This window comes from Herminiimonas sp. CN, from assembly GCF_000622895.1.
Classification (GTDB): Bacteria; Pseudomonadota; Gammaproteobacteria; order Burkholderiales; family Burkholderiaceae_D; genus AVCC01.
In genome coordinates this window covers 20,482-46,827 of record NZ_AVCC01000019.1, presented here as the reverse complement: position 1 = coordinate 46,827, position 26,346 = coordinate 20,482, and the positions used below count along the sequence as shown (strand labels likewise).

General features: G+C 57.1%; 23 protein-coding genes, 1 other RNA gene and 1 riboswitch. Of the genes, 3 read left to right on the top strand and 21 right to left on the bottom strand.

Annotation, left to right across the window (positions count from 1 at the left end; genetic code table 11):
• Positions 1–33: 33 nt before the first annotated feature.
• On the bottom strand, positions 34–3,126 hold the full coding sequence (locus HMCN_RS0106405) for an efflux RND transporter permease subunit (RefSeq protein ID WP_025916602.1): 3,093 nt from the start codon (positions 3,124–3,126) through the stop codon (positions 34–36).
• Entirely contained in the window at positions 3,123–4,283 is a 1,161-nt protein-coding gene (locus HMCN_RS0106400; RefSeq protein ID WP_025916601.1) for an efflux RND transporter periplasmic adaptor subunit, read from the bottom strand. The genes HMCN_RS0106405 and HMCN_RS0106400 overlap by 4 nt, the downstream gene beginning before the upstream one ends.
• 162 nt (positions 4,284–4,445) lie before the next feature.
• Between HMCN_RS0106400 and HMCN_RS0106395 the strand changes: the two genes are divergently transcribed.
• Positions 4,446–6,086, top strand: a complete 1,641-nt coding sequence (locus HMCN_RS0106395; RefSeq protein WP_025916600.1) for an isovaleryl-CoA dehydrogenase — start codon at positions 4,446–4,448, stop codon at positions 6,084–6,086.
• A 55-nt stretch (positions 6,087–6,141) separates the two neighbouring features.
• Here HMCN_RS0106395 and ffs read toward each other — a convergent pair.
• Positions 6,142–6,240, bottom strand: an RNA gene (ffs, locus tag HMCN_RS18590) — signal recognition particle sRNA small type.
• Positions 6,241–6,305: 65 nt separating this feature from the next.
• On the bottom strand, positions 6,306–7,775 hold the full coding sequence (gene ubiD / locus HMCN_RS0106390) for a 4-hydroxy-3-polyprenylbenzoate decarboxylase (RefSeq protein WP_081801433.1): 1,470 nt from the start codon (positions 7,773–7,775) through the stop codon (positions 6,306–6,308).
• Between the two features lie 509 nt (positions 7,776–8,284).
• On the opposite strand from ubiD, the gene HMCN_RS0106385 reads away from it, so the two are divergent.
• Positions 8,285–9,271, top strand: coding sequence for a lytic transglycosylase domain-containing protein (locus HMCN_RS0106385; protein WP_025916598.1), 987 nt, complete (start codon positions 8,285–8,287; stop codon positions 9,269–9,271).
• A 150-nt stretch (positions 9,272–9,421) separates the two neighbouring features.
• On the opposite strand, the gene HMCN_RS0106380 is transcribed toward HMCN_RS0106385, so the two are convergent.
• The 12 genes from HMCN_RS0106380 to HMCN_RS18235 all read right to left on the bottom strand — a co-directional run bounded on the left by HMCN_RS0106380 (position 9,422) and on the right by HMCN_RS18235 (position 21,560).
• Positions 9,422–10,591 (bottom strand): pyridoxal phosphate-dependent aminotransferase, encoded by a 1,170-nt coding sequence (locus HMCN_RS0106380; protein WP_025916597.1) that lies wholly within the window; start codon positions 10,589–10,591, stop codon positions 9,422–9,424.
• Positions 10,592–10,804: 213 nt separating this feature from the next.
• Positions 10,805–11,272 (bottom strand): transcription antitermination factor NusB, encoded by a 468-nt coding sequence (nusB, locus tag HMCN_RS0106375; protein ID WP_025916596.1) that lies wholly within the window; start codon positions 11,270–11,272, stop codon positions 10,805–10,807.
• 121 nt (positions 11,273–11,393) lie between these two features.
• Complete coding sequence (gene ribH, locus HMCN_RS0106370) at positions 11,394–11,876, bottom strand: 6,7-dimethyl-8-ribityllumazine synthase (RefSeq protein ID WP_025916595.1); 483 nt, start codon at positions 11,874–11,876, stop codon at positions 11,394–11,396.
• 65 nt (positions 11,877–11,941) lie between these two features.
• On the bottom strand, positions 11,942–13,054 hold the full coding sequence (gene ribBA, locus HMCN_RS0106365) for a bifunctional 3,4-dihydroxy-2-butanone-4-phosphate synthase/GTP cyclohydrolase II (RefSeq protein ID WP_025916594.1): 1,113 nt from the start codon (positions 13,052–13,054) through the stop codon (positions 11,942–11,944).
• A gap of 175 nt (positions 13,055–13,229) precedes the next feature.
• Positions 13,230–13,835 (bottom strand): riboflavin synthase, encoded by a 606-nt coding sequence (locus tag HMCN_RS0106355; protein ID WP_025916593.1) that lies wholly within the window; start codon positions 13,833–13,835, stop codon positions 13,230–13,232.
• A gap of 14 nt (positions 13,836–13,849) precedes the next feature.
• The gene (gene ribD / locus HMCN_RS0106350; RefSeq protein ID WP_035626089.1) at positions 13,850–14,935 is read right to left on the bottom strand and encodes a bifunctional diaminohydroxyphosphoribosylaminopyrimidine deaminase/5-amino-6-(5-phosphoribosylamino)uracil reductase RibD; all 1,086 of its coding nucleotides are present in this window, start codon (positions 14,933–14,935) and stop codon (positions 13,850–13,852) included.
• 212 nt (positions 14,936–15,147) lie between these two features.
• On the bottom strand, positions 15,148–15,585 hold the full coding sequence (locus HMCN_RS0106345) for a type IV pilin protein (RefSeq protein ID WP_035626086.1): 438 nt from the start codon (positions 15,583–15,585) through the stop codon (positions 15,148–15,150).
• 26 nt (positions 15,586–15,611) lie between these two features.
• Positions 15,612–19,028: a pilus assembly protein gene (locus HMCN_RS0106340; protein WP_081801432.1), complete on the bottom strand. Its 3,417-nt coding sequence runs from the start codon at positions 19,026–19,028 to the stop codon at positions 15,612–15,614.
• Between the two features lie 13 nt (positions 19,029–19,041).
• The gene (locus HMCN_RS0106335) at positions 19,042–19,557 is read right to left on the bottom strand and encodes a PilX N-terminal domain-containing pilus assembly protein (RefSeq protein WP_162174118.1); all 516 of its coding nucleotides are present in this window, start codon (positions 19,555–19,557) and stop codon (positions 19,042–19,044) included.
• Between the two features lie 10 nt (positions 19,558–19,567).
• A complete protein-coding gene (locus HMCN_RS0106330) occupies positions 19,568–20,470 on the bottom strand; it encodes a PilW family protein (protein WP_025916588.1) in 903 nt (300 codons plus the stop codon).
• Positions 20,467–20,982: a type IV pilus modification protein PilV gene (pilV, locus tag HMCN_RS17395; protein WP_025916587.1), complete on the bottom strand. Its 516-nt coding sequence runs from the start codon at positions 20,980–20,982 to the stop codon at positions 20,467–20,469. The genes HMCN_RS0106330 and pilV overlap by 4 nt, the downstream gene beginning before the upstream one ends.
• A 65-nt stretch (positions 20,983–21,047) precedes the next feature.
• On the bottom strand, positions 21,048–21,560 hold the full coding sequence (locus HMCN_RS18235; RefSeq protein ID WP_025916586.1) for a GspH/FimT family pseudopilin: 513 nt from the start codon (positions 21,558–21,560) through the stop codon (positions 21,048–21,050).
• Here HMCN_RS18235 and HMCN_RS19535 point away from each other — a divergent pair.
• The gene (locus HMCN_RS19535) at positions 21,487–21,762 is read left to right on the top strand and encodes a hypothetical protein (protein ID WP_238551989.1); all 276 of its coding nucleotides are present in this window, start codon (positions 21,487–21,489) and stop codon (positions 21,760–21,762) included. The two genes, HMCN_RS18235 and HMCN_RS19535, sit on opposite strands and share 74 nt — an antisense overlap.
• Positions 21,763–21,779: 17 nt before the next feature.
• Here the strand turns inward: HMCN_RS19535 and HMCN_RS18230 are convergent, their stop codons facing one another.
• From HMCN_RS18230 to HMCN_RS0106295, 5 genes are all read right to left on the bottom strand, one after another.
• Complete coding sequence (locus HMCN_RS18230; protein ID WP_051566809.1) at positions 21,780–22,346, bottom strand: GspH/FimT family pseudopilin; 567 nt, start codon at positions 22,344–22,346, stop codon at positions 21,780–21,782.
• A gap of 113 nt (positions 22,347–22,459) precedes the next feature.
• Positions 22,460–22,924, bottom strand: a complete 465-nt coding sequence (gene nrdR / locus HMCN_RS0106310; protein WP_025916584.1) for a transcriptional regulator NrdR — start codon at positions 22,922–22,924, stop codon at positions 22,460–22,462.
• Positions 22,925–23,067: 143 nt separating this feature from the next.
• The gene (gene glyA / locus HMCN_RS0106305) at positions 23,068–24,312 is read right to left on the bottom strand and encodes a serine hydroxymethyltransferase (protein ID WP_025916583.1); all 1,245 of its coding nucleotides are present in this window, start codon (positions 24,310–24,312) and stop codon (positions 23,068–23,070) included.
• Between the two features lie 126 nt (positions 24,313–24,438).
• A riboswitch (ZMP/ZTP riboswitch) is annotated at positions 24,439–24,546 on the bottom strand.
• Positions 24,547–24,719: 173 nt separating this feature from the next.
• Positions 24,720–25,325, bottom strand: coding sequence for a glycerol-3-phosphate 1-O-acyltransferase PlsY (gene plsY / locus HMCN_RS0106300; protein WP_025916582.1), 606 nt, complete (start codon positions 25,323–25,325; stop codon positions 24,720–24,722).
• A gap of 145 nt (positions 25,326–25,470) precedes the next feature.
• The gene (locus HMCN_RS0106295) at positions 25,471–26,340 is read right to left on the bottom strand and encodes a sulfurtransferase (protein ID WP_025916581.1); all 870 of its coding nucleotides are present in this window, start codon (positions 26,338–26,340) and stop codon (positions 25,471–25,473) included.
• Positions 26,341–26,346: the final 6 nt, after the last annotated feature.

The window sequence follows — 26,346 nt, the reverse complement described above, 5'->3', positions numbered from 1 at the left end:
TATTTATCGATATACTCCGCCAATTCTATAACCTTAAGCAGTGCGCGCAACGTCATCGGACAGCAGTTCCGGTGCGATCTGCAACGGGCCGCTGCCGCTGAAGCGGTCGAGGAACAGGTAAATCACCGGCGTGATGAACAACGTGATCGCCTGCGAGAAGATCAGGCCGCCGACGATCGCCAGCCCCAGCGGCTGGCGCAGTTCGGCCCCCGCCCCCAGCCCGAGCGCAATCGGCAGCGCGCCCATCAGGGCCGCCAGCGTAGTCATCATGATCGGCCGAAAGCGCAGCAGGCAGGCGCTGCGGATCGCTGCGGATGGCGCCATGCCCTGCTCGCGCTGCGCGGCCAGCGCGAAATCGATCATCATGATCGCGTTCTTCTTGACGATGCCGATCAGCATCAGGATGCCGATGGTGGCGATCAGCGTCAGCTCGAAGCCGAACAGGCGCAGCGTCAGCAGGGCGCCGACCGCGGCCGAAGGCAACCCGGCCAGGATCGTCAGCGGATGGATGTAACTCTCGTACAGCACGCCGAGCAGGACGTAGATCACGATCACCGCCAGCACCAGCAGCACGATCTGGCTGCCCTGGGACGACTGGAAGGCCGCCGCATCGCCGGCATAGGAGGTAATGACGCTGACCGGCAAGCGCATGTCGGCCTTGAACCGATCGATTTTCGCGCTGGCATCGCCCAGCGGCACATCCGCCGCCAGATTGAACGAAATGGTGATGGCCTGCAGCTGGCCCTGGTGATTCACCGCCACCGGCCCGACCGTGCGGCGCACGCTGGCAATGCTGATCAGCGGCACCAGATTGCCATCCTTGCCGCGCAGATAGATCTTGCTCAAATCCGTTTCGTCCTGGCCGCCGCTGTCGGCATCCTGCAGGATTACCTGAAAGCTGTTGCTGCTGGTAAAGATGGTCGATACCTGGCGATCGCCGTAGGCACTGTAAAGCGCGGTGCGGATATCCTGAATCTGAACTCCGGCGCTATTGGCGCGATCGCGATCGATATCGACCTGCGCCTGCAAACCGTTGAGTTGCGAATCGCTGGTGACATCGCGGAAGATCGGATCGGCGCGCATTTTGGCTTGCAACTGCTCCGACCAGTCGCTGAGCTCATCGGCACGCACGCTTTGCAGCACGTATTGATAACGGCTCTTGCTGGACCTGCCGCCCAGACGCAGGTTCTGTATCGGACTCAGGTAGACCGCCATCCCGGGAATGCTGTTGGCCTTGCGCCTGAGCTGCTCCAGCACCGCATCCATCGGCTTGCGTTGATTCCTCGGCTTGAGGCCGATGAACATCCGGCCGCTGTTGCCGCTGCTGGCCGAGACGATCACGCTGCCGACATTCGGGTCATGCCTGACGATGTCGGCGACCCGCTGCACCAGCGCCGCCATCGCCGGATAGGAAATATCCTGCGGGCCTTCGATGGCGGCGCTGATCTGGCCGATGTCTTCGCTCGGGAAAAATCCTTTCGGTATCTCGATGAACAACACCGCGGTCAGCGCGAACGTGGCCAGCGCCACCGCCAATACCGTCTTGCTGTGCCCGAGGCACCAATCCAGCACATGCGTGTAACCGCGCACCACCGCCTGGAATCCGCGTTCGAAATTGCGGCTAAGCCAGCCGTCGTTTTCATGCGTTTCGTGGCGCAGGATACGGCTGCACAGCATCGGCACCAGCGACAGCGAAACCAGCGCCGACACCAGCACCGCCAGCGACACCACCACCGCAAATTCGTGGAACATCTGGCCGATCACGCCCGGCATGAAGAAAATCGGGATGAACACCGCCACCAGCGAAATCGAGATCGAGACGATGGTAAACACCATCTCGCGCGAGCCCTTCAGGGCCGCCGGCAGCGGCGCCATGCCCTGCTCCACGTAGCGCACGATATTCTCCAGCATCACGATCGCATCATCGACCACCAGGCCGACTGCGATGGTAATGCCCATCAGCGAGATATTGTCCAGGCTGTAGCCGAGCCAGTACATCAGGCCGAAACAGCCGATCAGCGAAATCGGCAGCGTCAGCACCGGGATCATGGTCGCCGACAGGCGCTTGAGGAACAGGAAGATCACCAGCACCACCAGCGCGATGGTCAGCAGCAAGGTGAATTTCACATCGTGAATCGCATCCCGGATCGAGACCGAGCGGTCGTTCAGGATCTTGACCTCGATCGAGCCCGGCATCTGGGCCTTGAATTGCGGGATGGTGGCCTTCACCGCGTCCACCACCGCCACCGTATTGGCATTCGGCTGGCGCAACACCGACATCGTGATCGCCGGCTGCCCGTTCGACCAGCTGCCGCTCTTGGTCGATTCGACGCTATCGAGCACCTCCGCTACGTCCTTGAGCCTCACTACCGCGCCATCCTTGCTGCCGATAACCAGGTTGGCAAAGGCCTCGGCATTGCGCAGCTGTTCGTTGGCTTGCAGGGTCAGGCTCTGGCGCGGGCCGTCCAGCACGCCGACCGGGCTGTTCGCATTGGCAACGCGCAACGCGGTGGCCAGGTCGTCCATGCTCATGTTGCGCGCCGCCAGCTGGTCCGGCCTGGCCTTGACCCGCACCGCATAACGGCGCTGGCCGTTGATCTGCACTTGCGCCACGCCGTCGATGGTCGATAGCGAGGGCGAGATCAGGTTCTCCGCATAATCGTTCAGGTTGGCCAGCGAGATCGACGGCGAGGTCAGCGCAATAAACAGAATCGGCGCATCGGCCGGATTGAGCTTGCGGTACGACGGCAGCGATGTCATTTCAACCGGCAAGCTGCGCTGCGCGCGCAGCAGGGCGGCCTGGACGTCCACCGCGGCCGCATCGATGTCGCGGTCCGGGCTGAACTCCAGCGTGATCGAGGTGTTGCCCAGGGTATTGCTGGAGCTGATGGTGGACAGCCCGGCGATGGTGGAGAACTGCTTTTCCAGCGGGGTGGCGACCGACGCCGCTATGATTTCCGGGCTGGCTCCCGGCAACACGCCGCTGACGTTGATGATCGGGGTGTTATAGCTGGGTAGCGCCGCAATCGGCAATTTGTTGTAGGCGAACCAGCCGACCACCACCAGCGCCGCCGACAGCAAGACCGTCATCACCGGCCTGCGAATACACAATTCGGAGATGTTCACGATGGATTTTTCTGTTGTGGCCGGGCATTCTCCGTAGCCGGGAGAGCTTGCCCGATTTCCTTGACTTTGGCGCCGGGGCGCAGGTTTTGCGCGCCTTCCAGCACCACGCGCTGGCCGGGCTCCAGCCCGGACACTGCAGCCAACCCGTTCTCGATCGTCACGATGTCGACCTTGCGCGATTGCACGGTGCTGTCCGGCCGCACCAGGTACACGAACTGCTCGGACGGCCCGGTGATGATGGCCTGCGCCGGCACCACCACCGCCGCCGGCAAGGTGCGCGAAATCAGCCGGACATTGACGAAGGCGCCCGGCCATAGCAGTTTTTGCGGATTGGCGAACTGCGCCTTCATCCGTATCGTGCCGGTGGCGGCATCCGCGGCATTGTCGACGAACGACAACTTGCCTTCGATCGCCTGCCCGTTCGGCAATTGCACTGACACCGGCGCATCCAGCTTCGAATACGTTGTGACGATGTTGGCCAGTTCGCGCTCCGGCACCGCAAAGCCGACCGCAATCGGATCGAGCTGCGAAATGGTCAGCATCGGCACCCCGCCCGGTTGCGCCAGACTGCCGACATGCACGGCAATGGCGCCGATCCGGCCGCTGATGCTGGCGGCAATCCGGTTATAGCCAAGTGCGACATCGCTGGCCTCAATGCCGGCCTGGTCGGCGCGGATCACGCTGCGCGCGGCCTCGACCCGGCTGCGCGCGGTGTCGACCACCGCCTGCGAGACGAAATTTTTTGCCAGTAAATCCTGGTTGCGTTTCAGCGCGCTTTCCGCATCTTCCAGATCGGCACGGTCCTTGGCCAGTTGCGCCTGCGCCTTGGCAACAGCGGAGGCATCGCCGCGCTCATCCAACGTGAACAATAGCTGGCCGGCACGCACTTGCTGTCCTTCGACCACGTGAATGGCGCGCACCACGTTCTGAATCTGCGGTCGCACATCGACCGTATTGATGGCAACTACATTGCCATTGACGGCAATCGTAATCGGCATCGATTTCCGCTCGGACAGCACCGTCTTCACGCTCTGGGATGTATCGCGCGCCTTGGACGCGACTGCTTTCCGGTCGAAATGCATGACGTAATAGGCGGCACCCGCGCCGAGAGCAACAACACCGGCAGCAATCAACACATACTTGAGATTCAAATGCATAGGAAATAATCAAAGTGATTTCTATAAGGCAGCTGTCGATAGTACTTACCTAAGGCAATGCAGGTCAACCGGAGGTATGTATCGCAATGTACTGAAACCTTGGCAAATCCTGCCTGAAAGTCCTATTCTGGATTGAGCGCACAATGGACACAGGCCCGGATCATGCAATGGCAAACTCACCAAGTCACCAATCAAGTGCCGCAGCTGCAAGAATACAACCTGTTTGCAACCGATCTTGCGCTGGCTGAAGGCGTGCAGCACGCGGCAGCCTGGCACGCCCATGCACTGATCCAGTTCGGCATTGAACTGGGCAGCGGCGCAGTACTCGAGCTGGGCGAACTGGCCAACCGCCACCCGCCCGAACTGCACACCCATGACCGCAACGGCAACCGCATCGACGTGGTTGAATTTCATCCGAGTTGGCATGCGCTGCTGACCCTGCTGCGCAAGGAGAACCTGCATGCGCTGCCATGGATGGATGCCCGGCCGGGTGCACAGGTAGCGCGCGCCGCCGGCTATTTCCTGCAAGCGCAGGTGGAATCCGGCTCCCTGTGCCCGACCACCATGACCTTTGCCTCGATTCCGGTGCTGCAAAACGAAACTGCACTCTTTGCCACATTAAAAGCCAAACTGTTTTCCAGCCAGCATGATGGGCGCGATCTGCCGCTGGCGCACAAGCAGGCGATCCTGATCGGCATGGGTATGACCGAAAAGCAAGGCGGCTCCGATGTGCGCAGCAACAGCACGCTGGCGCGCCCGCTGTCGGGCATCGGACGCGGGGCCGATTACGCGCTGACCGGGCACAAGTGGTTTTTCTCGGCGCCGATGTGCGATGCCCATCTGGTGCTGGCGCGCACGGAGCCGGGCCTGTCCTGTTTTTTCGTGCCGCGCTGGCAACCGGACGGCAGCAAAAATTCCGTGTTGATCCAGCGCCTGAAAGACAAGCTGGGCAACCGCTCCAATGCCAGCGCCGAAGTCGAGTTCCAGGATGCCTACGGCATCATGATCGGGGAAGAGGGGCGCGGCATTCAAACCATTATAGAAATGACCAATATCACCCGGCTCGATTGCGTGATCGGCAGCGCCGCACTGATGCGCCAGGCTTTGGTGCAGGCGGTACACCATGCCCGCCATCGCAGCGCATTCGGCCGCCCGTTGGCGGCACAGCCGCTGATGTGCAATGTATTGGCCGACCTGGCGCTGGAAAGCGAGGCAGCAACCTTGCTGATGCTGCAATTGGCCAGTGCCTGTGAACAACCGAAAAACCCGTTGCAGCGCGCATGGCAGCGCATCATGACGCCGGCCGCCAAGTTCTGGATTTGCAAGCGCGCACTGGAATTCACCGGCGAATGCATGGAGATTTGGGGCGGTAACGGTTATGTGGAGAGCGGGCCGATGGCGCGCATGTACCGCGAAGCGCCGGTCAATTCGATCTGGGAAGGTTCCGGCAATGTGATGTGTCTGGACGTCTTGCGCGCCATCGAACGCGAAACGGAAGGATTCGATCTGCTGCTGGAAGACTTGCAGGACACCGCTGCGGCGCATCCCGGGTTGTTGCGGATGCTGAAAACCTTGCGTCGCGACTTGAGGCAGGTACCGGAACAGCGCGAAGCGCAGGCGCGTCGCCTGGCCCAAAGTCTGGTGCTGGTCGCCCAAGGCGCGCTGATGCTGCGCCATGCACCGGCGCCGGCCGCCGAAGCCTTCATCGCCTCTTGCGTCGATGCCGCATCCGGCCGGATCTACGGCACGCTGGCTACTGCCGGAGCGCAAGCAGCAATCCTGAAACGCGCCTGGCCGATGTAAAAAAGGAAAAATACTGGAAGGCTGGAAGGCTGGAAGGGTAAATCCGGGGAAAAACGAAGGCGAGCCTGATCTGCGGCACTTGCAGGTAATGACCGTGGCTGCTTCGTTCCCGACCTGACCAGGTTAGCCATGCCACAATGCGCAGGGGCCCGCCGAGGCGAATTATACCCGACTTATTTCCCCCTGCAGCATCGCGTTTTCAGATCAAACGGATTTACTTCAGATTCCCAGCTCTTGCCAGATGGCATCGACGCGCGCCTTGACTTCCGGCGCCATCCGGATCGTGGTACCCCATTCGCGGCTGGTTTCGCCCGCCCACTTGTTGGTGGCGTCGATGCCCATCTTGCTGCCCAGTCCGCTGACCGGCGACGCGAAATCTAGGTAATCGATCGGCGTGTTATCGACCAGCGTGGTGTCGCGCAGCGGATCGACCCGGGTCGTAATGGCCCAGATCACTTCCTTCCAGTCGCGGATATTCACATCCTCGTCCACCACCACGATGAATTTGGTATACATGAACTGGCGCAGGAAGCTCCAGACCCCGAACATCACACGCTTGGCATGGCCGGCATACGCCTTCTTGATTTGCACTACCGCCATCCGGTAACTGCATCCTTCGGGCGGCAGATAAAAATCGGTGATTTCGGGAAACTGCTTTTGCAGCAACGGAATAAAGACTTCATTCAGCGCCACCCCCAGCACCGCCGGCTCGTCCGGCGGCTTGCCGGTATAAGTCGAGTGATAAATCGGATCGCGCCGCATCGTGATGCGATCGATGGTAAATACCGGAAACGAATCCTGTTCGTTGTAATAGCCGGTATGGTCGCCGAACGGCCCTTCCAATGCATGCTCGTAGCCGGATGGGTGGGATTCATCCGGATAGATGTGTCCTTCCAGCACGATCTCAGCCGAAGCCGGCACCCGTAATTCGCTGCCGATCGCTTTCACCAGTTGAGTACGGCTGCCGCGCAGCAAGCCGGCAAACTGATATTCGGACAAACTATCCGGCACCGGCGTCACTGCGCCCAGTATGGTGGCCGGGTCGGTACCGAGCGCTACCGCAATCGGATACGGCTGCCCCTTGCTGGCAATCGCATGCTCGCGAAAGTCCAGCGCACCACCGCGATGCGCGAGCCAGCGCATGATCACCTTGTTGCGGCCGATCACCTGCTGGCGATAAATACCGAGATTCTGACGCTTCTTGTGCGGCCCCTTGGTGATCACCAGGCCCCAGGTGATCAATGGCGCAGCATCGCCCGGCCAACAATACTGAATCGGCAACCGGGCCAGATCGACATCATTGCCTTCCCACACGACGTCGTGGCAAGGCGCGCCGCGCAACTCCTTCGGCGCCATGTCCCAGACCGCCTTGACCAGCGATCCCAGGCCCAGAATATCCTTGAGGCCCTTGGGCGGCTCCGGCTCCTTCAGGCTCGCCAGCACATGGCCAATCTTCCGCAGCTGACTGACATCTTCGGCTCCCATGCCCAGCGCCACGCGACGCGGAGTGCCGAACAGATTCCCCAGCACCGGCATGCTGTGACCGACCGGGCGCTCGAACAATAACGCCGGACCACCGGCACGCAAAGTGCGGTCGCACACCTCAGTCATCTCCAAATGCGGAGAAATCGGCGTGGAAATGCGCTTTAACTCGTTAAGTAGTTGCAACTGGGAAATAAAATCGCGCAAATCAAAATAATTTCATTTTTTAACTAGTGTTTTCTAAAAGTAGGTCTCATTGTCTGAGAAAGTGCTGCCAAGTAGTTGATTTAATTGAATTGTGCTGCAAAGCAACATAATTATGATATATAAAAGTAATAAAAACTAAATTCTATAGTATTGACTTGATATATTCACGCTTCTACAATGCGCCAACTTGATGAGAAAAAATTCTTTACTAGCACAAAAAAGCTGCCAAAGGAAAACTTTTTTCATTTCACGGAGTTCGGGGCTCCACATGACATTTTAAGGAGTGTTTTCAAAAGGCGTCTGCCTTACCCCCGATAAAAGTTGTTTGCCACTGCCTGCCGACACATAGGGCACTCAGCTGCAGCAAGCAACTCCGGCGTATGCCGCGCGCATCATGCGGCGGCATACGATGTTTCTGATTCACGGCAAACACAAAAGCCTCTCGCGATGTAGCTGTTGACGCGCTGTCAATGAGTGCCTGTGCATGCCGTGACGATTCAGGAGGTTCCATGTTTACTCAGATTACCAGGGCAATGTACGGTTACGCCCAAAAAACCGCAGTCCAGTCTGCCGCATGGGCAGGCTTCGCCCGCGGCACGACTAAAAATTATGCCGCTGTTGCACGCCACGCAGTATTGATCCTGGGCGTACTGGCAATTGGCTTGCTCGGCCTGATCTTCGTCAAGCCAGAAATCGCCGACCGGTTTACGGAGCTATCCCCATTCGCCGAAGAATACGAAACCGACACCACCACAGTGGTAGCGCCCCAAGCGCCAAGCACGGCAAATCCTGCCGTTACACCCACCATCGCAGCGATTGCCACACCGAAAATCCCGGCTCTCCAGCAAAAAACGGCCAGGGCCGGCCGGCCACAGCAAGCCAGTACAGCTACTTCCACGCAGCAAAAATGGGTTAGCTACTGGCTCGCCAAACGTTATCGGGTGGCTGGGGACGCCATCCACATGCTGGTATCGACCTCTTATCAGGTGGCCAGGGAACTCAAGCTCGATCCTTTGCTGATACTTTCCGTGATTGCGATCGAATCCCGTTTCAATCCGCTGTCTGAAAGCCCGGTTGGCGCGCAAGGCCTGATGCAGGTAATGTCGAATGTCCACAAGGACAAATTCCAGAAACATGGCGGTGTCGCAGCGGCCCTGAATCCGGTTGCCAATATCAATGTAGGCTCGCGCATTCTGAAGGAATATGTGGTTCAGGGCGGTTCGATTGAAGCTGGCCTGAAAAAATATGTCGGCGCTTCCGCGTTCGACTCCGATTTTGGTTACGGCAATAAAGTTCTGTCCGAATACCACTATCTACAGCAAGTTGCGATGGGCAAGAAAGTGCCCGCGTATGTAACGGCCAAAACAAGCACGCCACCGCTGCCGAAAACCGTCAAAAACAATGAGTCTGCCGAACTGCCGCCAACTGCAATCGATGGCTTGCCCAAGCATAAAAACGATCAGAAAGGCCTTGCCGACCAGGTTGCCGTCTTGTAGAACACAAGACAATAGAAAAAGAGCCTTTACGGCTCTTTTCTTATTTCAACCAGGATCTCCCGCAGCTTAAAAAAACAGGGCATCCGAAATAACCAAGCATTTTTCAGCATGCTTTAATGCCACTAAAAAATACAATGCGCGGTATATGCATCACTTATCCGCCAGGAATATAGTCAGGCGGCGCACCGCTTCCTGCAAATTTTCCATCGATGTAGCGTACGACAGGCGAATATAGTGGCGTGCGGTATGGGTGCCGAAATCCAGCCCCGGCACCAGCACTACGCCGGCCTGATTTAGCATGTCTATCGTCAGCTGATCGGCGTCGTCGGTCAGCGCCGAACAATCCGCATACACGTAAAACGCCCCGTCCGGCAGCACCGGCACCGTAAAGCCCAGTTTCTGCAAGGCCGGCACGATGTAGTCGCGGCGGCGCTTGAACTCGGCCTTGCGCTGCTCGTAGATCGCCATCGATTCCGGCGCAAAGCAGGCCAGCGCCGCATGTTGCGCGATGGTGGATGGGCAAATGAACAGGTTTTGCGCCAGCTTCTCGATCGGCGACACCAGCGCCTCCGGCACCACCAGCCAGCCCAGACGCCAGCCTGTCATGTTGAAATACTTGGAAAAACTATTAATGACGATCACATCGTCGCCCAGCGACAAGGCCGAAAACGGCGCCGCATCATAGCTCAAGCCCTGGTAAATCTCGTCGACGATGGTAAACCCGCCCTTGCTGCGCACGGTGCTGACAATCTTTTGCAATTCATCCGGTGCTATCGAGGTGCCGGTCGGATTCGATGGCGACGCCAGCAGCACGCCGCGAGTCGCGTCGCTCCAGTGCGCCTGCACCATCGCATCCGACAGCTGGAAGCGCTCGGCCGGGCCGCTTGGAATCATTACCGGACAACCGTCGAAAGCGGCGACAAAATGGCGATTGCACGGATAGGACGGGTCCGGCATCAGGACTTGCACACCCTGTTCGACCAGCGCCGCGCAGGCCAGCAGCAGCGCGGCCGAGGCGCCGGCAGTGACGATAATCCGCTGCGGCGCCACTTCCAGCCCGTACACCTGACGGTAATGCTCCGCAATCGCAGTCCGCAATTGCGGCAGGCCAGTGGCTGCGGTGTACTGCATCCGGCCTTTCTGCATGGCCAGGGCAGCAGCTTCGATCACCGCCGGCGGCGCGGTAAAGTCCGGCTCGCCAATGCCCATGTGGATGATGTGACGCCCCTCCCGTTCCAGCGCAGCAGCCATTTTGGTGATTTCCATTACATGAAATGGCGCAATATGCTGCAGGCGGGAAGCAATGTGTATTGATGACATAAGTATTCTCTCCAAATGAAAACCGCCACACGATCATCGGCAATCGGCAGTCTGCTGCCGAAAACCCATCACGATGTGGCGGTCTTGCGCTTCTTTCTTCCAGTTGAAAACGGCTGTATTTGTCTTACTCCATTTAACAATCCATCATCAACGTGAATGCAGTGCAGGAAAAACGCAGGTACAGCAAGCGAAGCCGGCACGGCTGCAATGGAATTATTTCCGGCCGGCCTGAACTTCAGCTTCGCGCATTTTACCGGCCAGTTTGTCCAGCACCCCATTGACATACTTGTGACCGTCAATGCCGCCGAAGGATTTGGCCAGCTCGACCGCTTCATTGATGACGACCCGATACGGTATCTCGATATGGTTTTGCAATTCAAAGGCGCCGATCAGCAATATCGCGTGTTCGATCGGCGACAATTCACTGATGGCGCGGTCGATCAGCGGCGTCAATTCGGCCCGCAACGACGCGGCGGCATTGATGACGCCATACAGCAGAGCGTCGAAATGCTCCTTGTCTGCCTTGCCGAAGCCATGCGCCTCGCGGATATGGGCCTCGATCGCGCCGACATCCTCGTTATTGAGCAGCCATTGATACAGGCCCTGCAACGCAAACTCGCGCGCCCGGTGACGGGGCGAGCGACTTTTGCTCGGATTGGCATGGAGGGTCTTGTTTGTCATAAATTTCAGGTCTATCCGATGCAATGGCCAGCGCCATCTGCACACTGTTGCAATACAGAACCGCAGCCCGACAGTTCGCTGGAACCTGGTTCGGACTGCGATCGTTTGCCGCGTTCCGGGCTTACTGCTCGGTCAGGTCAGCCAGTTCTTCCAATGCCAGCGCCAGATTAGCCATTTCTACCGCAACCCGCGCCGCATCAACGCCTTTTTCGGCCATGCGCGCTTCGGCCTGCTCGTCGTTTTCGGTGGTCAGCACTGCATTGGCAATCGGAATCCCTGCATCCAGGCCAACGCGGGAAATGCCGGCGCCGGATTCATTCGAGACCAATTCAAAATGATAGGTCTCGCCGCGAATCACGGCGCCCAGCGCCACCAGCGCATCGAATTGCTGGGTGTCAGCCATCTTTTGCAGGGCCAGCGGAATTTCCAGCGCGCCCGGCACGCTTACATGCAGGATATCTTCGGGCATCACGCCCAGATGCTGCAGTTCTGCAATACAAGCCGACAGCAAGCCATGACAGACATCCGGATTGAAGCGGGCCTGCACGATACCGATCCGCAAACCCTCGCCGTTCAGGTTCGATTCCAGTTTTCCTACGGTCATGATTTTTCCTTTTGTGCGCTAGACGCTTTAATTACGTTCTCACTCATGGGAGCGTTGAAATTTCGTTAATCCAGCGGGTGATTCTGATAGCCGGTTACTTCCAGGTTAAAACCTGTCATCGAAGGCATTTTGCGCGGGCTCGACAACAGCCGCATTTTGCGCACTCCGACGTCCTTCAATATCTGGGCGCCGATGCCGTAGTTACGCAAATCCATGCTGGCGCCGCGCGGACGCGGGTTAGCCTGCGGCGCATTGAGCGCCGCAAAATGCCCGAACATTTCCTCGGCCGATTCTTCGCAATTGAGCAACACCACCACGCCGCACTCGGATGCCTTGATGGCCGCCATTGCCGACGCCATATTCCACGAATGGGTAGTTGCCTGCACTTCCAGAAAATCGAGAATCGAAACCGGCTGATGAACCCGTACCAGAGCTTCGCTATCACTCGTGATATTGCCGTGCACCAGCGCCAGATGGGCGGAGCCGCTGGGCTTGTCGCGGTAAGCGATGGCCTTGAATTCGCCGTGGATGGTCTGCATCGAACGCTCGGCAATCCGCTCGATCACGCTTTCGTGCTGGTTGCGGTAGTGGATCAGATCAGCAATGGTCCCGATCTTCAATTCGTGCAGCTTGGCAAACTCGATCAAATCGGGCAGCCGCGCCATGGTGCCGTCGTCATTCATGATTTCGCAAATCACCGCAGCCGGGGTCAAGCCCGCCAGTTCGGCGAAATCGCAGCCAGCCTCGGTGTGGCCGGCGCGCATCAAGACCCCGCCTTTTTGCGCCTTGAGCGGAAAAATATGTCCAGGCTGCACGATATCGGACGATTTCACATTCTTGCCAACCGCGACCTGCACGGTCTTGGCACGGTCCGCTGCGGAAATGCCGGTAGTAACGCCCTCGGCAGCCTCGATCGACACCGTGAAGTTGGTGCCAAAGGAAGTGCCGTTGCGCGTCGTCATCATCGGCAGATCCAGTTGCGCACAACGCTCCTCAGTCAAAGTGAGGCACACCAGACCGCGACCGAATTTGGCCATGAAATTGATTGCCTCCGGCGTGACGAATTCTGCGGCAAGCACCAGATCGCCTTCATTTTCACGGTCTTCCTCGTCGACGAGGATCACCATACGGCCGGCGCGCAGCTCGGCAACAATTTCTTGGGTAGTTGAGATGGACATGATTTTTAATCCTGAAGAGATCGCTATTTTAATGGATTTAAGCCGGCAACCTGTCGGAACCAGCTTAAAACAGCCAAGTAATATCGAATTCGCCGCAGTTTATGACTGACAGTGGCCGCAAAAATCAAAAAAGCAGCCCAAAGACTGCTTTTGATGCCCATGCAAGCCAGCAATACTACTTGACCGACAGCATCCGCTCGACGTAGCGCGCAATCAAATCGATTTCGAGATTAACTTTTGCGCCCATCTTCAGATGCTTGAGCACGGTGACTTCGATCGTGTGCGGGATCAGGTTGATCGAGAAGCGGCAACCTGTGGCCACATCTTCGACCGAATTCACCGTTAATGACACGCCATTGACCACGATCGAGCCTTTGTAGGCCAGGTATTTAGCCAAGGCGGGCGGTGCTTCGATCACCAGCTCCCACGATTCGTTAATCGGGGCGAACTTACAGACGGTGCCCAGGCCATCCACATGGCCGCTGACCAGGTGGCCGCCGAGCCGGTCGGCCAGCGTCAGTGCCTTTTCCAGGTTGACTTCGCCCGTTGCATCCAGCCCGACCGTATGGTTCAGGCTTTCGCGCGAGACGTCCACCATGAAGCCCTGCTGCGTCTTCTCGATCACCGTCATGCAAGCGCCATTGATGGCAATAGAATCGCCCGGCGCCACGTCTTGCAGCGGCATGCCGCAGGCATCAATGGTCAGGCGCACACCGGCGTCCGCACCCGATGCCTGTACTGAGGTAATCCGTCCCACTGCAGCTACAATTCCTGTAAACATATTTCTCCCAAAAATTAATTGAACCGGGCAAGGATACGCATATCCTCGCCTATTTGCTGAATTTCGTGAAACCGCAGCAGGCGCTTGTGTTGCAGCGATTCCAGCGCGCCCAGCGCAAACATCGGCATGCCGTCGCCAATCAAGCAGGGCGCCAGATACAGCAGCAACTCATCGACGCAGCCGGCGCGGATCAGCGAACCATTGAGCTTGCAGCCGGCCTCGACATGCAACTCGTTGATCTGGCGCCGCCCCAGCTCCTGCATCAGCGCCGGCAGATCCACCTTGCCTGTGGAATCGGGCAGAAAAATAACTTCGCAGCCGATGTCGCGCAGCAGCGCTTCTTTTTCCGGATTGGGCTGCGCCGCCACCACCCAGCTACCGCCGCCGGCCAGCACGCGCGCCTGCGGACGGATCTCGAGCTTACTGTCGATCACGATGCGCTGCGGCTGACGCGCCACGCCCAGCGCGCGCACCGTCATTTGCGGGTCATCCGCGTTGACGGTCCCGATCCCGGTCAGAATCGCACCGGCGCGCGCGCGCCAGGCGTGACCATCGTCGCGCGCCACCTGCGAGGTAATCCACTGGCTTTGACCATCGGCCAGCGCAGTCTTGCCATCCAGGCTGGCCGCCACCTTCATCCGCACCCAGGGCTTGCCGCACTGCATGCGGGAAAAAAACCCGAGATTCATTTCCCGCGCTGCATCGGCCAGCACGCCGCATTCAACCTCGATCCCGGCCGCCGCCAAGCGTGCCAAACCCTGTCCTGCCACCTGCGGATTGGGATCCTGTACCGCAGCCACCACCCGCGCCACACCGGCGCGTATCAAGGCGTCGCAGCAGGGCGGAGTGCGGCCGAAATGGCTGCACGGCTCCAGCGTCACATACACGGTTGCGCCGCGCACATCAAATCCTTTGGCCACGGCGTCATTGAGCGCCTCGATTTCGGCATGATTGCCGCCGGGCGGCTGGGTAAAGCCTGCGCCGATGACCTGATGATCCTTGACGATCACGCAGCCGACAGCGGGGTTGGGCGGTGAGAGGATGCGCGCATTGCTTGCCAATTGCAAAGCCTGCGACATGTATTGCTCGTCATCATTCATTATATATAGACAGTATATGCAAATTTAACACGAATTTATTGTGAAAATTCAATCCCACTACATGAGTATGTGAATCATGCCAATACTGAGTACGACGCATCAAACCATGCACGTAGCGCTTCATGAAATCAATTTACCCCTGCGGTAACAGAGGCAATCCAGCCAACATGACCATCACGACATTATCATCCACGTCCATAAAGCAGGAGCGGCTAACGGCCACCCCAGCAATCGTCGGCAGTAGCCGTGCCGCTTACAGTCCTTTTTCCGCTTTGATCCAAAGTGAAATTGCCACATTTATCCGCAGTACCAACCTTGGTCGCCACCAAACTATAGGCCGTGGCAGTGGTGCCGGCCGCCAACGCGATGTTATATTTTGCAGTTCCCGGGTACGGCGATTGAATAAGATTTGAAGGAAGAGTTGGTACAGATCCGTCGGGAAGTTTGTAGGAGTTATTCACAGTAAACTGCTGCTCCACCCAGTTGGCGGCCTGGAGCATGGTTGCAGCGGCTTCCGCCCGGTTACTGCGCCGCACCGATTCCAGATAACTCGGCACCGCCACCGACGCCAGAATCGCCACGATCGCCACCACGATCATCACCTCGATCAGCGTGAAGCCATTGCGCGTCATGATGTGTTTTTGTTGCATGTAGTTTCCCCGACTGGCTGGATTGGTCAATTTTTAATGGTGAGTTGGTGCCAGGACCGAATTGGCGCAACGCCGGTTATGAGTCCGAATGGTCCAGTTCCTGCCCCACCTCCAGACCCACCTCCTGACATATTCCCGTCCAGAGGATTAAATATGGCAACGCGTTTACCCCGGGCAGGTTTGATCCATGCAGGATTAGCCACCGTGCCATCGATGGCGATCGAACTCAGTCCGGTAAGCTTCGTATCGCCACGTGTAAATAATGCTTTTGCGCTTGCCCCTCCGGTCAAATAATCAATCGCCATTTGCTGCGACACACCGCCGCTCAAACAAATGTCGCTGACTGGTGCCAAGGTAGTTGCGACCACTACAGCATTGTCGAAAATATCCAAATCCCCGATCACACGTTCGCCAGCAGTCAGCGACAGATCAACATACCAGCCACGCTTGGTAGTCCAATCCACCGTATTTGCCGACAGCGTACGGCCACCGGTCGCCGCAGTAAAAGTCTGCTGTATCAACTGCGATCTCCCCGTCACCGCCACTGCGGGTACGTCGCCCTTGTCCCAGATGCCATAAATACTCTGCACATCAACATTGGCCTTGTCGCCATCCTCCATGAACTTGCCGGTCGCAACTGTAACCATGTATCCGCCCAACGGATGTTTCTCCAGGGCCGGACGCTTGACCATGGGCTGCACCTTGTTGTCGGCATTGACGGCGCTGAACAGTTTGCTGCTGCCCCAACTATCTGCAGATATATTATCAAAATCAAATTTCCACAAATTGCCCTTCAGATCGCCGGCATAAGCGGCCACCAGTTCACGCTGATTGTTGAACAACAGCGCCGGCGCTGCCATGCCGTTTCCGACAACAGATGGTGCCACATCGAAGCTCTTGATCAGCGCTCCGGTAGAGAGATTGATCACATACAACACGGCCTTGCCATTTTTGCTGTCATAGCCATTGCCAAAGATCGCGCCCCATGCACCGTTGCGCAGACGCACTACGGTGAGTTGCCCCATCACCCGTCCCATGTCGGCAAAGTCATCGGTGCCTCCGCCCTTGGCTTCCCACAGGACCTTACCGGCACCGAGGGCCGCAGGATCGGTGATATCAACGGCAAAAATACTGCTGCCACCGGCACCGATCGAGCCCAGCAGTATGGTTTTCCAGGCGCTGCCAAGGTAGGCATCGCCTTCGGTCAGGAGCCCATCGACGTAATACTGGTGACCATAATCTGGGCTGGAAAGACTGATCAGATTCGGATAGACCGCATTCGGCACGAAAGCAAATGTCTCCACGCCGGTCGCCGCATCAAAACCGTGCAACATGCCGTCATTGGCTCCTGCATACAGCATCGCCGTACGACTCGCCTTGCCGCTGACAAAGGTGCTATAGGTGGTGCTGCCGCCACTAGCAGCAGGCAAAACCCGGTAACCGAAATCCGATTTCTTGACGTACAGCGGCGAAGAATTAACGATGTCTCCCAACTTGTTTTCACGATAACGGTAAATTCCGGGGCCATTGCCATCCGAAGTCTGCTCCTTGGCGCCATTCCCCTTCAGGTAATCCAGTACATCGGAAGACGTCAATGCGGCCTGCTGACTGCCGCTACCGGTGGTCAGATTAGTCCAGGCGAAATTGACTGCAGCATTTGTAATCGGGTTCCAGGTTGCGACATTGCGCGCATTCCAGGCCGGCAGTTTGGCGGCGGCGTCCCATTGCAGCGCACCAACGGCTCCCGTTGTACCAAGGCTGTATGCCTTCAAATGGCCGACCCACTTCCCGGACTCGAAGCTCGGCGCATAAAACAGGCTATCGCCGCTGATCGCGCTGCCGGTGATTGCGCCGCTCGCAGCCGCACCCGGCTGGATCGCAATATCCTTCAGCACCGCCACCAGACCGGATTGCAGTTGCATCGGATTCTTGGCGCTGAAATAACGGCCCTTGCCCACCACCGCTGCATGCCACAGATCATCGATAGTTGTGGATTGATTTGCGACTGGCGTGGGCCAGGTCGTCGGCTCGGTGTCGGAATACGGTATGGTACCGTCCGCACCCAGGCCAATCGTGAAGGTCGTCATATGCTGCTTAGTCGAGGTATCCCGGGTATTGGTCGGCTTGACGTTATCGGTCAGATCTGGGCGCAGATCCGTTTTGTAGTAAAAATCGGCGATAGAAGCCAAGGATGCACTGACACCCGATGGCAAGCTGGGGAGCGGATTATCGTTCCAGTAGCCATCGGTAGACATGATGTGATAGCTGGGCCGGCAACTGACCATCGATTGATCCGTGGCGCTGGCACGATAGGGGTCGTTGCCCGTGTAGTCAAAACCGGTGAGATTTTTTTGATATAACTGGCCAATCCGGTTCATCTGAGTCAGCAATGGCGTGCCGCCATTCGGATTGATTGCATATAGCCTAGTATAAAAACTTTGCTTCTGTGTCGCGTCGAAGTCGCGGATAGTGAGCCAACCTCCATCGTCAGTCACCGCCGTATTGCTGTTTGAGCTTGCGTTATTAATCGCATTAAAACCAACCCGGAACTTGGATGGGTTTACCGGAGTTACTACCGGATCAATGTCATTGAATGCCAGTCCGATCGCGGTCTTGGTCATCAGGATCCGAGTCCGGTAATACGTATACCAATTGGCGAAATTCTGGATTTCCTGCGCATAGGTGCATGCACCTGTACTGCAATCGGTTCGGGTTGAAGTTGAAACCTGAGGATAAGTCGCCGTAGTCGAAATGATATCCACTCGAGTAGGAAAAGCGGTGTCAGCGGGAGTTGCAGTTTTGATATTGGCTATGCCATTCCATACGTAATAGAACGCATAACGCGCCACCTTCGTTGTATAGCCGCTAGTGCTGCTCGCTTTACAATTCGTAGTGTTCTGACTTACGCTCCAGGTACTCGAACTTTTTGCATACGTATACAAAGGCAATGTCGGCAAAGTGCTCGCAGCATAACAAGTCGTCGTTAAATCGACTGTATTGCTACCATACGAGGCACCTGTGGTTGGATAAGGGTCTAAAGGAGCGGCAGTCGTTGTGCTTTTGGCATAGGAGTTACCCAGATAGTCCACAGGGAGTACATAAGTAACGGCAGGGTTGTACCATAGACCGTTATACGAACTGGAATAATATCCGCGGGTATTTCTTGTCGCATTGGACAACGGACCAGTGGAGTCGCTATTTGAAGTGGCCGTATATTCATATGATCCATCATAGCCAGTAACCGACCCCCACTCCATACTGCCGGAATTATCCAGCGTAAACATGACATTCGGCTTGGGCGGCTGCGCCAGAAACAGCGGCGTTTGCGACACTGCCGCCAGCGAAGCGCCTGAGCATAACGCCAACGCAAGGTAAAGCCCTTGGGTCAGAAACCGTTGCATCCGGCCTGGCGCCGGGTGTTTCAATAAAATCGCTCGTAACATGGCGCTTCCCTTATCAATTAAATCTTAAATAACTCTGTAGCATCACGACCGCGTTGACGCTGCCGCCGAAACCGCGTGCGGTGATCCGATAGGCCTCCATGCTTTCATTCTTCTTGATCTCGTTCGGATCCAGATTCAGGGTGTCTTTCACGTCCTCAACCATGCATCTTGGGCGTGCCGCCAAGCCGCTCTTATCCGGACTGCCGGCTGGCACCGCAACAGATATGCCATCGTTGCTCCAGTAGGTGCTCACCTCCCAGTTATTCGAGCCGGCAGTAAGCCCTGGCGTCTTGACCGGAATTGTCCGTACTGCAGCCAGCAAATCATTTTCACAATATCGGAGCGCCTGCTCTGCGGCTTGGAACGCCAGTTGCTGATTGTGCAGGTTGCCCGACATTTTCTCTCCCAACGTCACATTACGGATGGTAGTGACGCCCAGCAGCATCATGACAACCAGGAAGATCAATACAATCGGCAAGGCAATGCCGCGTTCCATGTCATTTGGCATCATGTCCGTTGATGTATGCATTAATCTCTCCCTAATCAACCAGATTGGACGCTGCATTATTCCGCAAGGTAAAAACACGGGTCATCGCCATTCGTAATTTTCTGTCAGTGGCTGTTTGCGATACCCCGTTGCAGTCGACGTAGGTCTGCGCTTGCGGTGTGACATTATTGGTGCTGCTGATTAGCAGACAAACCTGGACACTGGTCACCTGATTCCACTTCGTTTTGTAATTGGCTGTAGGAAGGGCATTGACGCCATCTGCATTCAGATTTAATTTGTCAGTGACAAATTCCCCTTTGGTATCGGCACCATAAGTCAGCACCATATCTTCGACATTGCTGAGGACCGGTTGCGAAACAGTGGCCACCTTACCCACCCCCTGCCCATTGCAGTAAAGCGATGGCGCACTGTCACCGGCTTTGGTGTACAGAAAAAACCGATTGCTCACAATGCCAGGCTTGGGCGGAGTCTCATCAACACTCTGTCCATTGCAGTCGGCCCCTGCACCAGTATTTGCGTCATACAGCTCAGCGACCCTGTAACTGACTTCAAGCCCTGGCTTACCGGCTGCAGTGGCGCAATGGAAATCGGGCGTTGCGGCAACCGGGCTGACAAATCCCGCATCACACCCCCTCAATCCTTGCAAAGGATTCCCATCCACATCCACTCCCACAAAATCAGTAGTGGTCCGGGTCAATGCATTGCCAAACCCCGCTTGCATCAAATTCCGACCGATCAACCCCATCGCATAGCGCCCATCTTCCTGCAGGCGCGCACTGTCGTCGTTGATCCGGTAGCTGCCCTTGCTGCTGATATACAGGCTGCTGACGAACAACACCAGCACCAGGCTGATAGTTACTGAAACCATCAGCTCGACCAAGGTGAAGCCTTGTTGAATCGCGGGCCGGATGTGGAGAGTTTGTGCTTTAGTCATGGCAGAAATGTGGTTGTAAAGCAGCGCACATCTTTATCCTTGCTGGCGTCCAGTGCGGCAGCGCGGCATTTGGTATCCAGCGAACCCGATGCGTCAGTGGGCTTGCCCGGCTCCTTGAAATACACGGTGATCACAAAGCCGTTAGTAATATCGCCGCTGATCTCACCCCAGCCACCCGCCATTGCCCTGGCTAATCCAAGCCGCCAGTTATAGATATCCTGCGCCGCGACTTTGGCAGCGTCGCAACCGGCAGTGCAAGCCGTCGCAGTCGCGTTGTCACCCAGCTTGTCACCCGTCGGAGTGACGTAATTACCCGCTTTGGCACCGGCCACATTGGCGCGCATGCGGTCGGCAATGTCTGCGGTGTATTGGCTGGCGGTTGAACGGAATTGCGCCACTTTTTGGTAGCGTAGCGACGCAACCTGCAAGCCAGCCAGCCCGAGCAGTCCGAACGAGGCAATCAGGATCGAAATCAGCACTTCGATCAGGCCGACGCCTGCCTGCCTGTGCAAACCCGAGTGCAGCCTGTTTCGGTTATTAATTTTCATGCTTATTCGCAGCACAATAATCTCCGTTATCAGCAGCCGACAGCAGCGATAGTGGCTACGCTGACGTGTCCGGAACGTCCGACATCAACAAGATGCCGACTTGACTTGCAATCATTACTGAAGGTAAAACCGGTACTGTCGGTGGCCGCAGCCAGCACCGGCTGTCCCATGCTGGTATACGTTATTGCGTTGAGCGTTGAAGTAACTGTGGTTCCTGCCGGCAGCGCTTTCTGGCGCGTCAACACTGATGCGATGTTGTCGGCAGTGCCAACCCCGACAAGCCATCCGGTATTCCAGTCGCCGGCAGCGGCACAGGTGTCGGAACCGGCTTCGGCATTGACGGCGCGACAGAGTGTGACCGGACTGCCGCGCTTGATCGCTTCCGAGCGCGCCAGCATGTTTGCTGCGACGAATTCGTTGACGTTGCCGGTCAGGCGGTTTTGCTGAATCATGTTGCGCATGGAGGGAATGCCGACCGCCAGCAAAATGGCAGCGATCGAAATCGTGACCATTAATTCAACCAGAGTAAAGCCGCCTTGCATTGAACGTGAGCGCCCGACAGAAAGCGATTGTCTGGTTAGATGGATGGATGCGTTTGCGGCTACTAACATTTTGATCACTATGGGCCTGTATCTGCTTTTAATTTCCCCGGAGTGTAAGCAATGTATTTACTTTGAGCAATATTTTGACGATGGGATGCGGATGGCGTCGGATGAGCGGCAATCAGGTCTTGCAAATGCTTGAGGTTGGCGGGCGACGCCTTATGTCGGACACGTGACGGAATCAAGGACGACTCTGATGCGCCCGGCCCGGTTGATGCAAACAGCGCGATCGAACTCCCCATCGTAGCTAAAGACGAGCCTGGCTCCCGCCAACGCTCCCACCGGGCCGCCAAAGCTGTTATAAGTGATTGATCGCAATGTGGAAGGATTGGCGGCGACATAGACCTTGGCCGGCAAGACACCCTGACGGTGCAGCACCAGATTTTCGCTGGGCACGATCACTATCCAGCCGGAACCCCAGTCGCTGCTGCCATAATCCCCGCTTGCGGTTGTAATGCATTTGTCGGTACCGGATTCGGCATTGACGCTGCGGCATATCGTGACCGGCCTGCCGCGCTTGATCGCTTCCGAACGCGCAAAAGTTGCCGCTGCTATGAACTGATTCACATGACCGGTCAGCCGGGTTTCCATTATCAAATTTCGCATCGATGGAACACCGACTGCGAGCAAAACGCCCGCGATTGCAATGGTGACGGTCAATTCGATCAGCGTAAAACCGTGATGGATTCGGTTTTGCATCAATGTAAAAGGCTTCGCAACGGGCATTACGATCTCCCTAAATATTGCATTTAGGCAAACCATACAATCACGCTGACAATTTAACAACCATTATTGTCAATGGAATGGCTATTCCGGGAAGCCTGCGGTAATTGGGACGCTTACTTTTTGTCGCTGCCGCTGGCGATTTCTGCGATCACGTTCTGGAATTCGGCGACATCCTCGAAGCTGCGATACACCGAGGCGAAGCGGATATAGGCGATTTTATCGAGCCGTTTCAATTCTTCCATGATGTATTCGCCGATGCGTTGCGAACTGATTTCCCGCTCTCCAAGAGAGAGAATTTTCTGTTCGATGCGGCTGATTGTGACATCCACCAGTTCGGCAGAAACAGGACGTTTGCGTAGCGCCAGCATCAAGCTGGCACGCAACTTGGCAGCGGCGAACTCAACCCGGCTGCCGTTTTTCTTGACGATGACCGGCATCGTGAGCTCGATCCGCTCATAGGTGGTGAAGCGTTTGTCGCATTTGGCGCAGCGACGGCGACGGCGGATGGAATCGCCCTCTTCCGATGCGCGGGTGTCGAGGACCTGGGTGTCTTCGTGATGGCAAAATGGACATTTCATGATGGCCTTGGATCGGAAGATGCTGCTGTATGCTTTGTATCCTGTATGTGCAAACGACTTCCCCGAAAATTTCGGGGAAGTCGTCGATCGTTTCAGCAGCGCATCCTTTGCAGGATTACTGCGTGCTTGCCCGGCTGAGCCGGTCAGGCATAAACCGGGAAGGCGTCGGTCAGCTTCTTGACTTCGGCTTTCACGCGTTCGATGGTGGCAGCGTCGTTCGGATTGTCGAGCATGTCGGCGATCAGGTTGCCGACCTTGGTCGCTTCCACTTCACCAAAACCGCGAGTTGTCATGGCCGGGCTGCCAAGGCGAATGCCGGAAGTAACGAAAGGTTTTTCCGGATCGTTCGGAATCGCGTTCTTGTTACAGGTGATATGTGCCAAACCGAGCAATGCTTCGGCGGCCTTGCCGGTGATGTTCTTGGCGCGCAGGTCGACCAGCATCACGTGGCTTTCGGTACGGCCGGAGACGATGCGCAGGCCGCGCGCGATCAAGGCTTTTGCCAACGCATCGGCGTTTTTGACGACTTGCTGCTGATAAACTTTGAATTCCGGCGCCAGCGCTTCCTTGAAGGCGACTGCCTTGCCGGCGATAACGTGCATCAGCGGGCCGCCCTGGATGCCGGGGAAGATCGCGGAGTTGATGGCTTTTTCATGCTCGGCCTTCATCAGGATGAAGCCGCCGCGCGGGCCGCGCAACGATTTGTGCGTGGTGGAGGTGACAAAATCGGCGAACGGCACCGGATTCGGATAGACGCCGGCGGCGATCAGGCCCGCATAGTGCGCCATGTCAACCATGAAATAGGCGCCGATTTCCTTGGCGATCTTGGCGAAACGCTCGAAATCGATGCGCAGTGCGTAGGCCGATGCACCGGCGATGATCAGCTTCGGCTTGTGTTCGCGCGCCAGACGTTCCATCGCGTCGTAGTCGATCTCTTCCTTGGCATCCAGACCGTAGGAGACCACATTGAACCACTTTCCCGACATGTTGAGCGCCATGCCGTGGGTCAAGTGGCCGCCTTCGGCCAGCGACATGCCCATGATGGTGTCGCCCGGCTTCAGCACCGCAAAGAACACGCCCTGGTTGGCTTGCGAGCCGGAATTCGGCTGGACGTTGGCTGCTTCGGCGCCGAACAACTGCTTGATGCGGTCGATCGCCAGTTGCTCGGCGACATCGACGAATTCGCAGCCGCCGTAATAGCGCTTGCCGGGATAGCCTTCCGCGTATTTATTGGTCAGCTGCGAGCCTTGCGCTTCCATCACGGCCGGCGAAGTGTAGTTTTCGGACGCGATCAGCTCGATGTGCTCTTGCTGGCGAACGTTTTCCTTCTGGATCACGGCCCACAATTCAGGGTCGACATTGGCGAGGGTATGGTCTTTGGAGAACATGCGGATTCCTATCGATAAATGTGCAAAAGTATGCAAATAAGCTGCAAAGCGTTTTTACTTGGGTCGATCGAGGAAGCCATTGCGGGAATATGCAAATAACGGACAGCCTCAGTCGTGCGCTCCATTTTGGGCTGCCCAGGCGAACGGCTGAAGAATTCCCACGTTCCCCGGTGGATGCCCACCTTGTCGCCGGAAGTATATCCTTCCGGCTTTTCGCCAGTCACGTGAGATGAAATGGTGGGCAAATTGTAAGGTAAGGAGAAAATTTCAGCAAGCCACCGCAAGTTTTCAGCAGTGGCAAGTACGGTTGCAGCTGCGCTATTTAAATATTGCATATTGTGCTCGAGCCGTTCGTGCCGATGTCTTTCAAATTATGACCGTACGCAACATCAGTTAAATAATTGCCACTATTTCTTGTTGCCGCCGATCCGGCTTTCCTTGCCGGCCAGCAGCTTGGCGATATTCTGGCGGTGGCGAAACACCAGCAGCGCGCTCATCGCCAACACCGCGAACAGGATCGCGTCGACGCCGAACATCAAGCCGTAGTAAAACGGGGCGAATACCGCAGCGATCAGCGCCGCAAATGACGAGTAGCGGAACGCATAGGCGACCACCAGCCAGGTGATCATGGTTGCCAGACCGAGCCAGCCGCTCACCCCCAGCAGCACGCCCAGCGCGGTCGCGACGCCCTTGCCGCCGACAAAGCGGAAGAACACCGGCCACAGATGCCCGAGGAAAACCGCCAGCGCCACTAGCGCGATGCCGCCCTCGCCCACTCCGTACTGCGGCCCGAAGCGATACGCCAGCCAGACCGCCAGCCAGCCTTTCGCGCAATCGCCCAGCAAGGTCAGCAGCGCCGCCGCCTTGTTGCCGCTGCGCAGCACATTGGTCGCGCCGGGATTGCCGGAGCCGTAGCTGCGCGGATCGTTCAGCCCGAGCAGTTTGCTCACCACCACCGCAAAGGAAATCGAACCAATCAGATAGGCGGCGATTGCAAACAGGATGCTATTCATGGGTTCTTTCTGGTGCGCGCATTTTCATCCGCAGGAAGACGAAAAAACATGGGGTATATGAAAATATGTAGCAATTACTGCATGATTTATATGCGGCAACAAGAAAATACATGCCACTGTATTTTTTTCTGTTGCCGCAATCGGCTCAGGGTGCGCTGTCGGACGGCACCGCGCCTGCCTTGCAGCAATGCGGGCAGGATTTCCCCGGCACGTATTCCGGCGCCAGTTGCTCGCGCGGCGTAACCACTGCGCGGCAGGCGAAGCACTGGGTGGTGGCGGTCGGTTCCAGCTTCGGATTGAGCGCGGTGCGGTAGTCGAACACGAAGCATTCGCCGTCGTAATGGTCGCCGCCGACATCCTCGAAATACTGCAAAATGCCGCCGTCGAGCTGGTATACGCTGTCGAAGCCGATGTTCTGCATGTGGATCGCGGCCTTTTCGCAGCGGATGCCGCCTGTGCAGAAGGTCACCAGCGTCTTGCCCTCCAGCTCGTTCTTGTGGGCGGCGATCACCTCCGGGAATTCGCTGAACTTGCTGATCCGGTAGTCGATGGTATTTTTGAAAGTCCCGACATCAACCTCGAACGCATTGCGGGTTTCGATCATTACTACGGGGCGGCCGGCGTCGTCATGGCCGCAATCGAGCCAGCGCTTCAGGGTTTTGGGCTCGATGAACGGGGCGCGGCCTTGCTCCGGCTTAATCAGCGGCATCTTCATCGTGATGATTTCGCGCTTCAGCTTGACCAGCAGCTTGGTGAACGGCTGCTCTGCCGAAGTGCTTTCCTTGACGTGAAAGTCGACAAAGCGGCCATCGGAACGCAGCCAGACCAGGAACTGGTCGATCGCTGCCCGGGTGCCGGCCAGGAACAGGTTGATTCCTTCCGGCGTCAGCAGAATGGTGCCTTTTAATTCCAATTGCGCGCACAATGCGCGAAATTCACCGCGCTTTTCAGCCGCATCGTCAAAGGTGACGAATTTGTAGCCGGCGATGTTGACGAACTGGGATGTGGACTGCATGGTGCA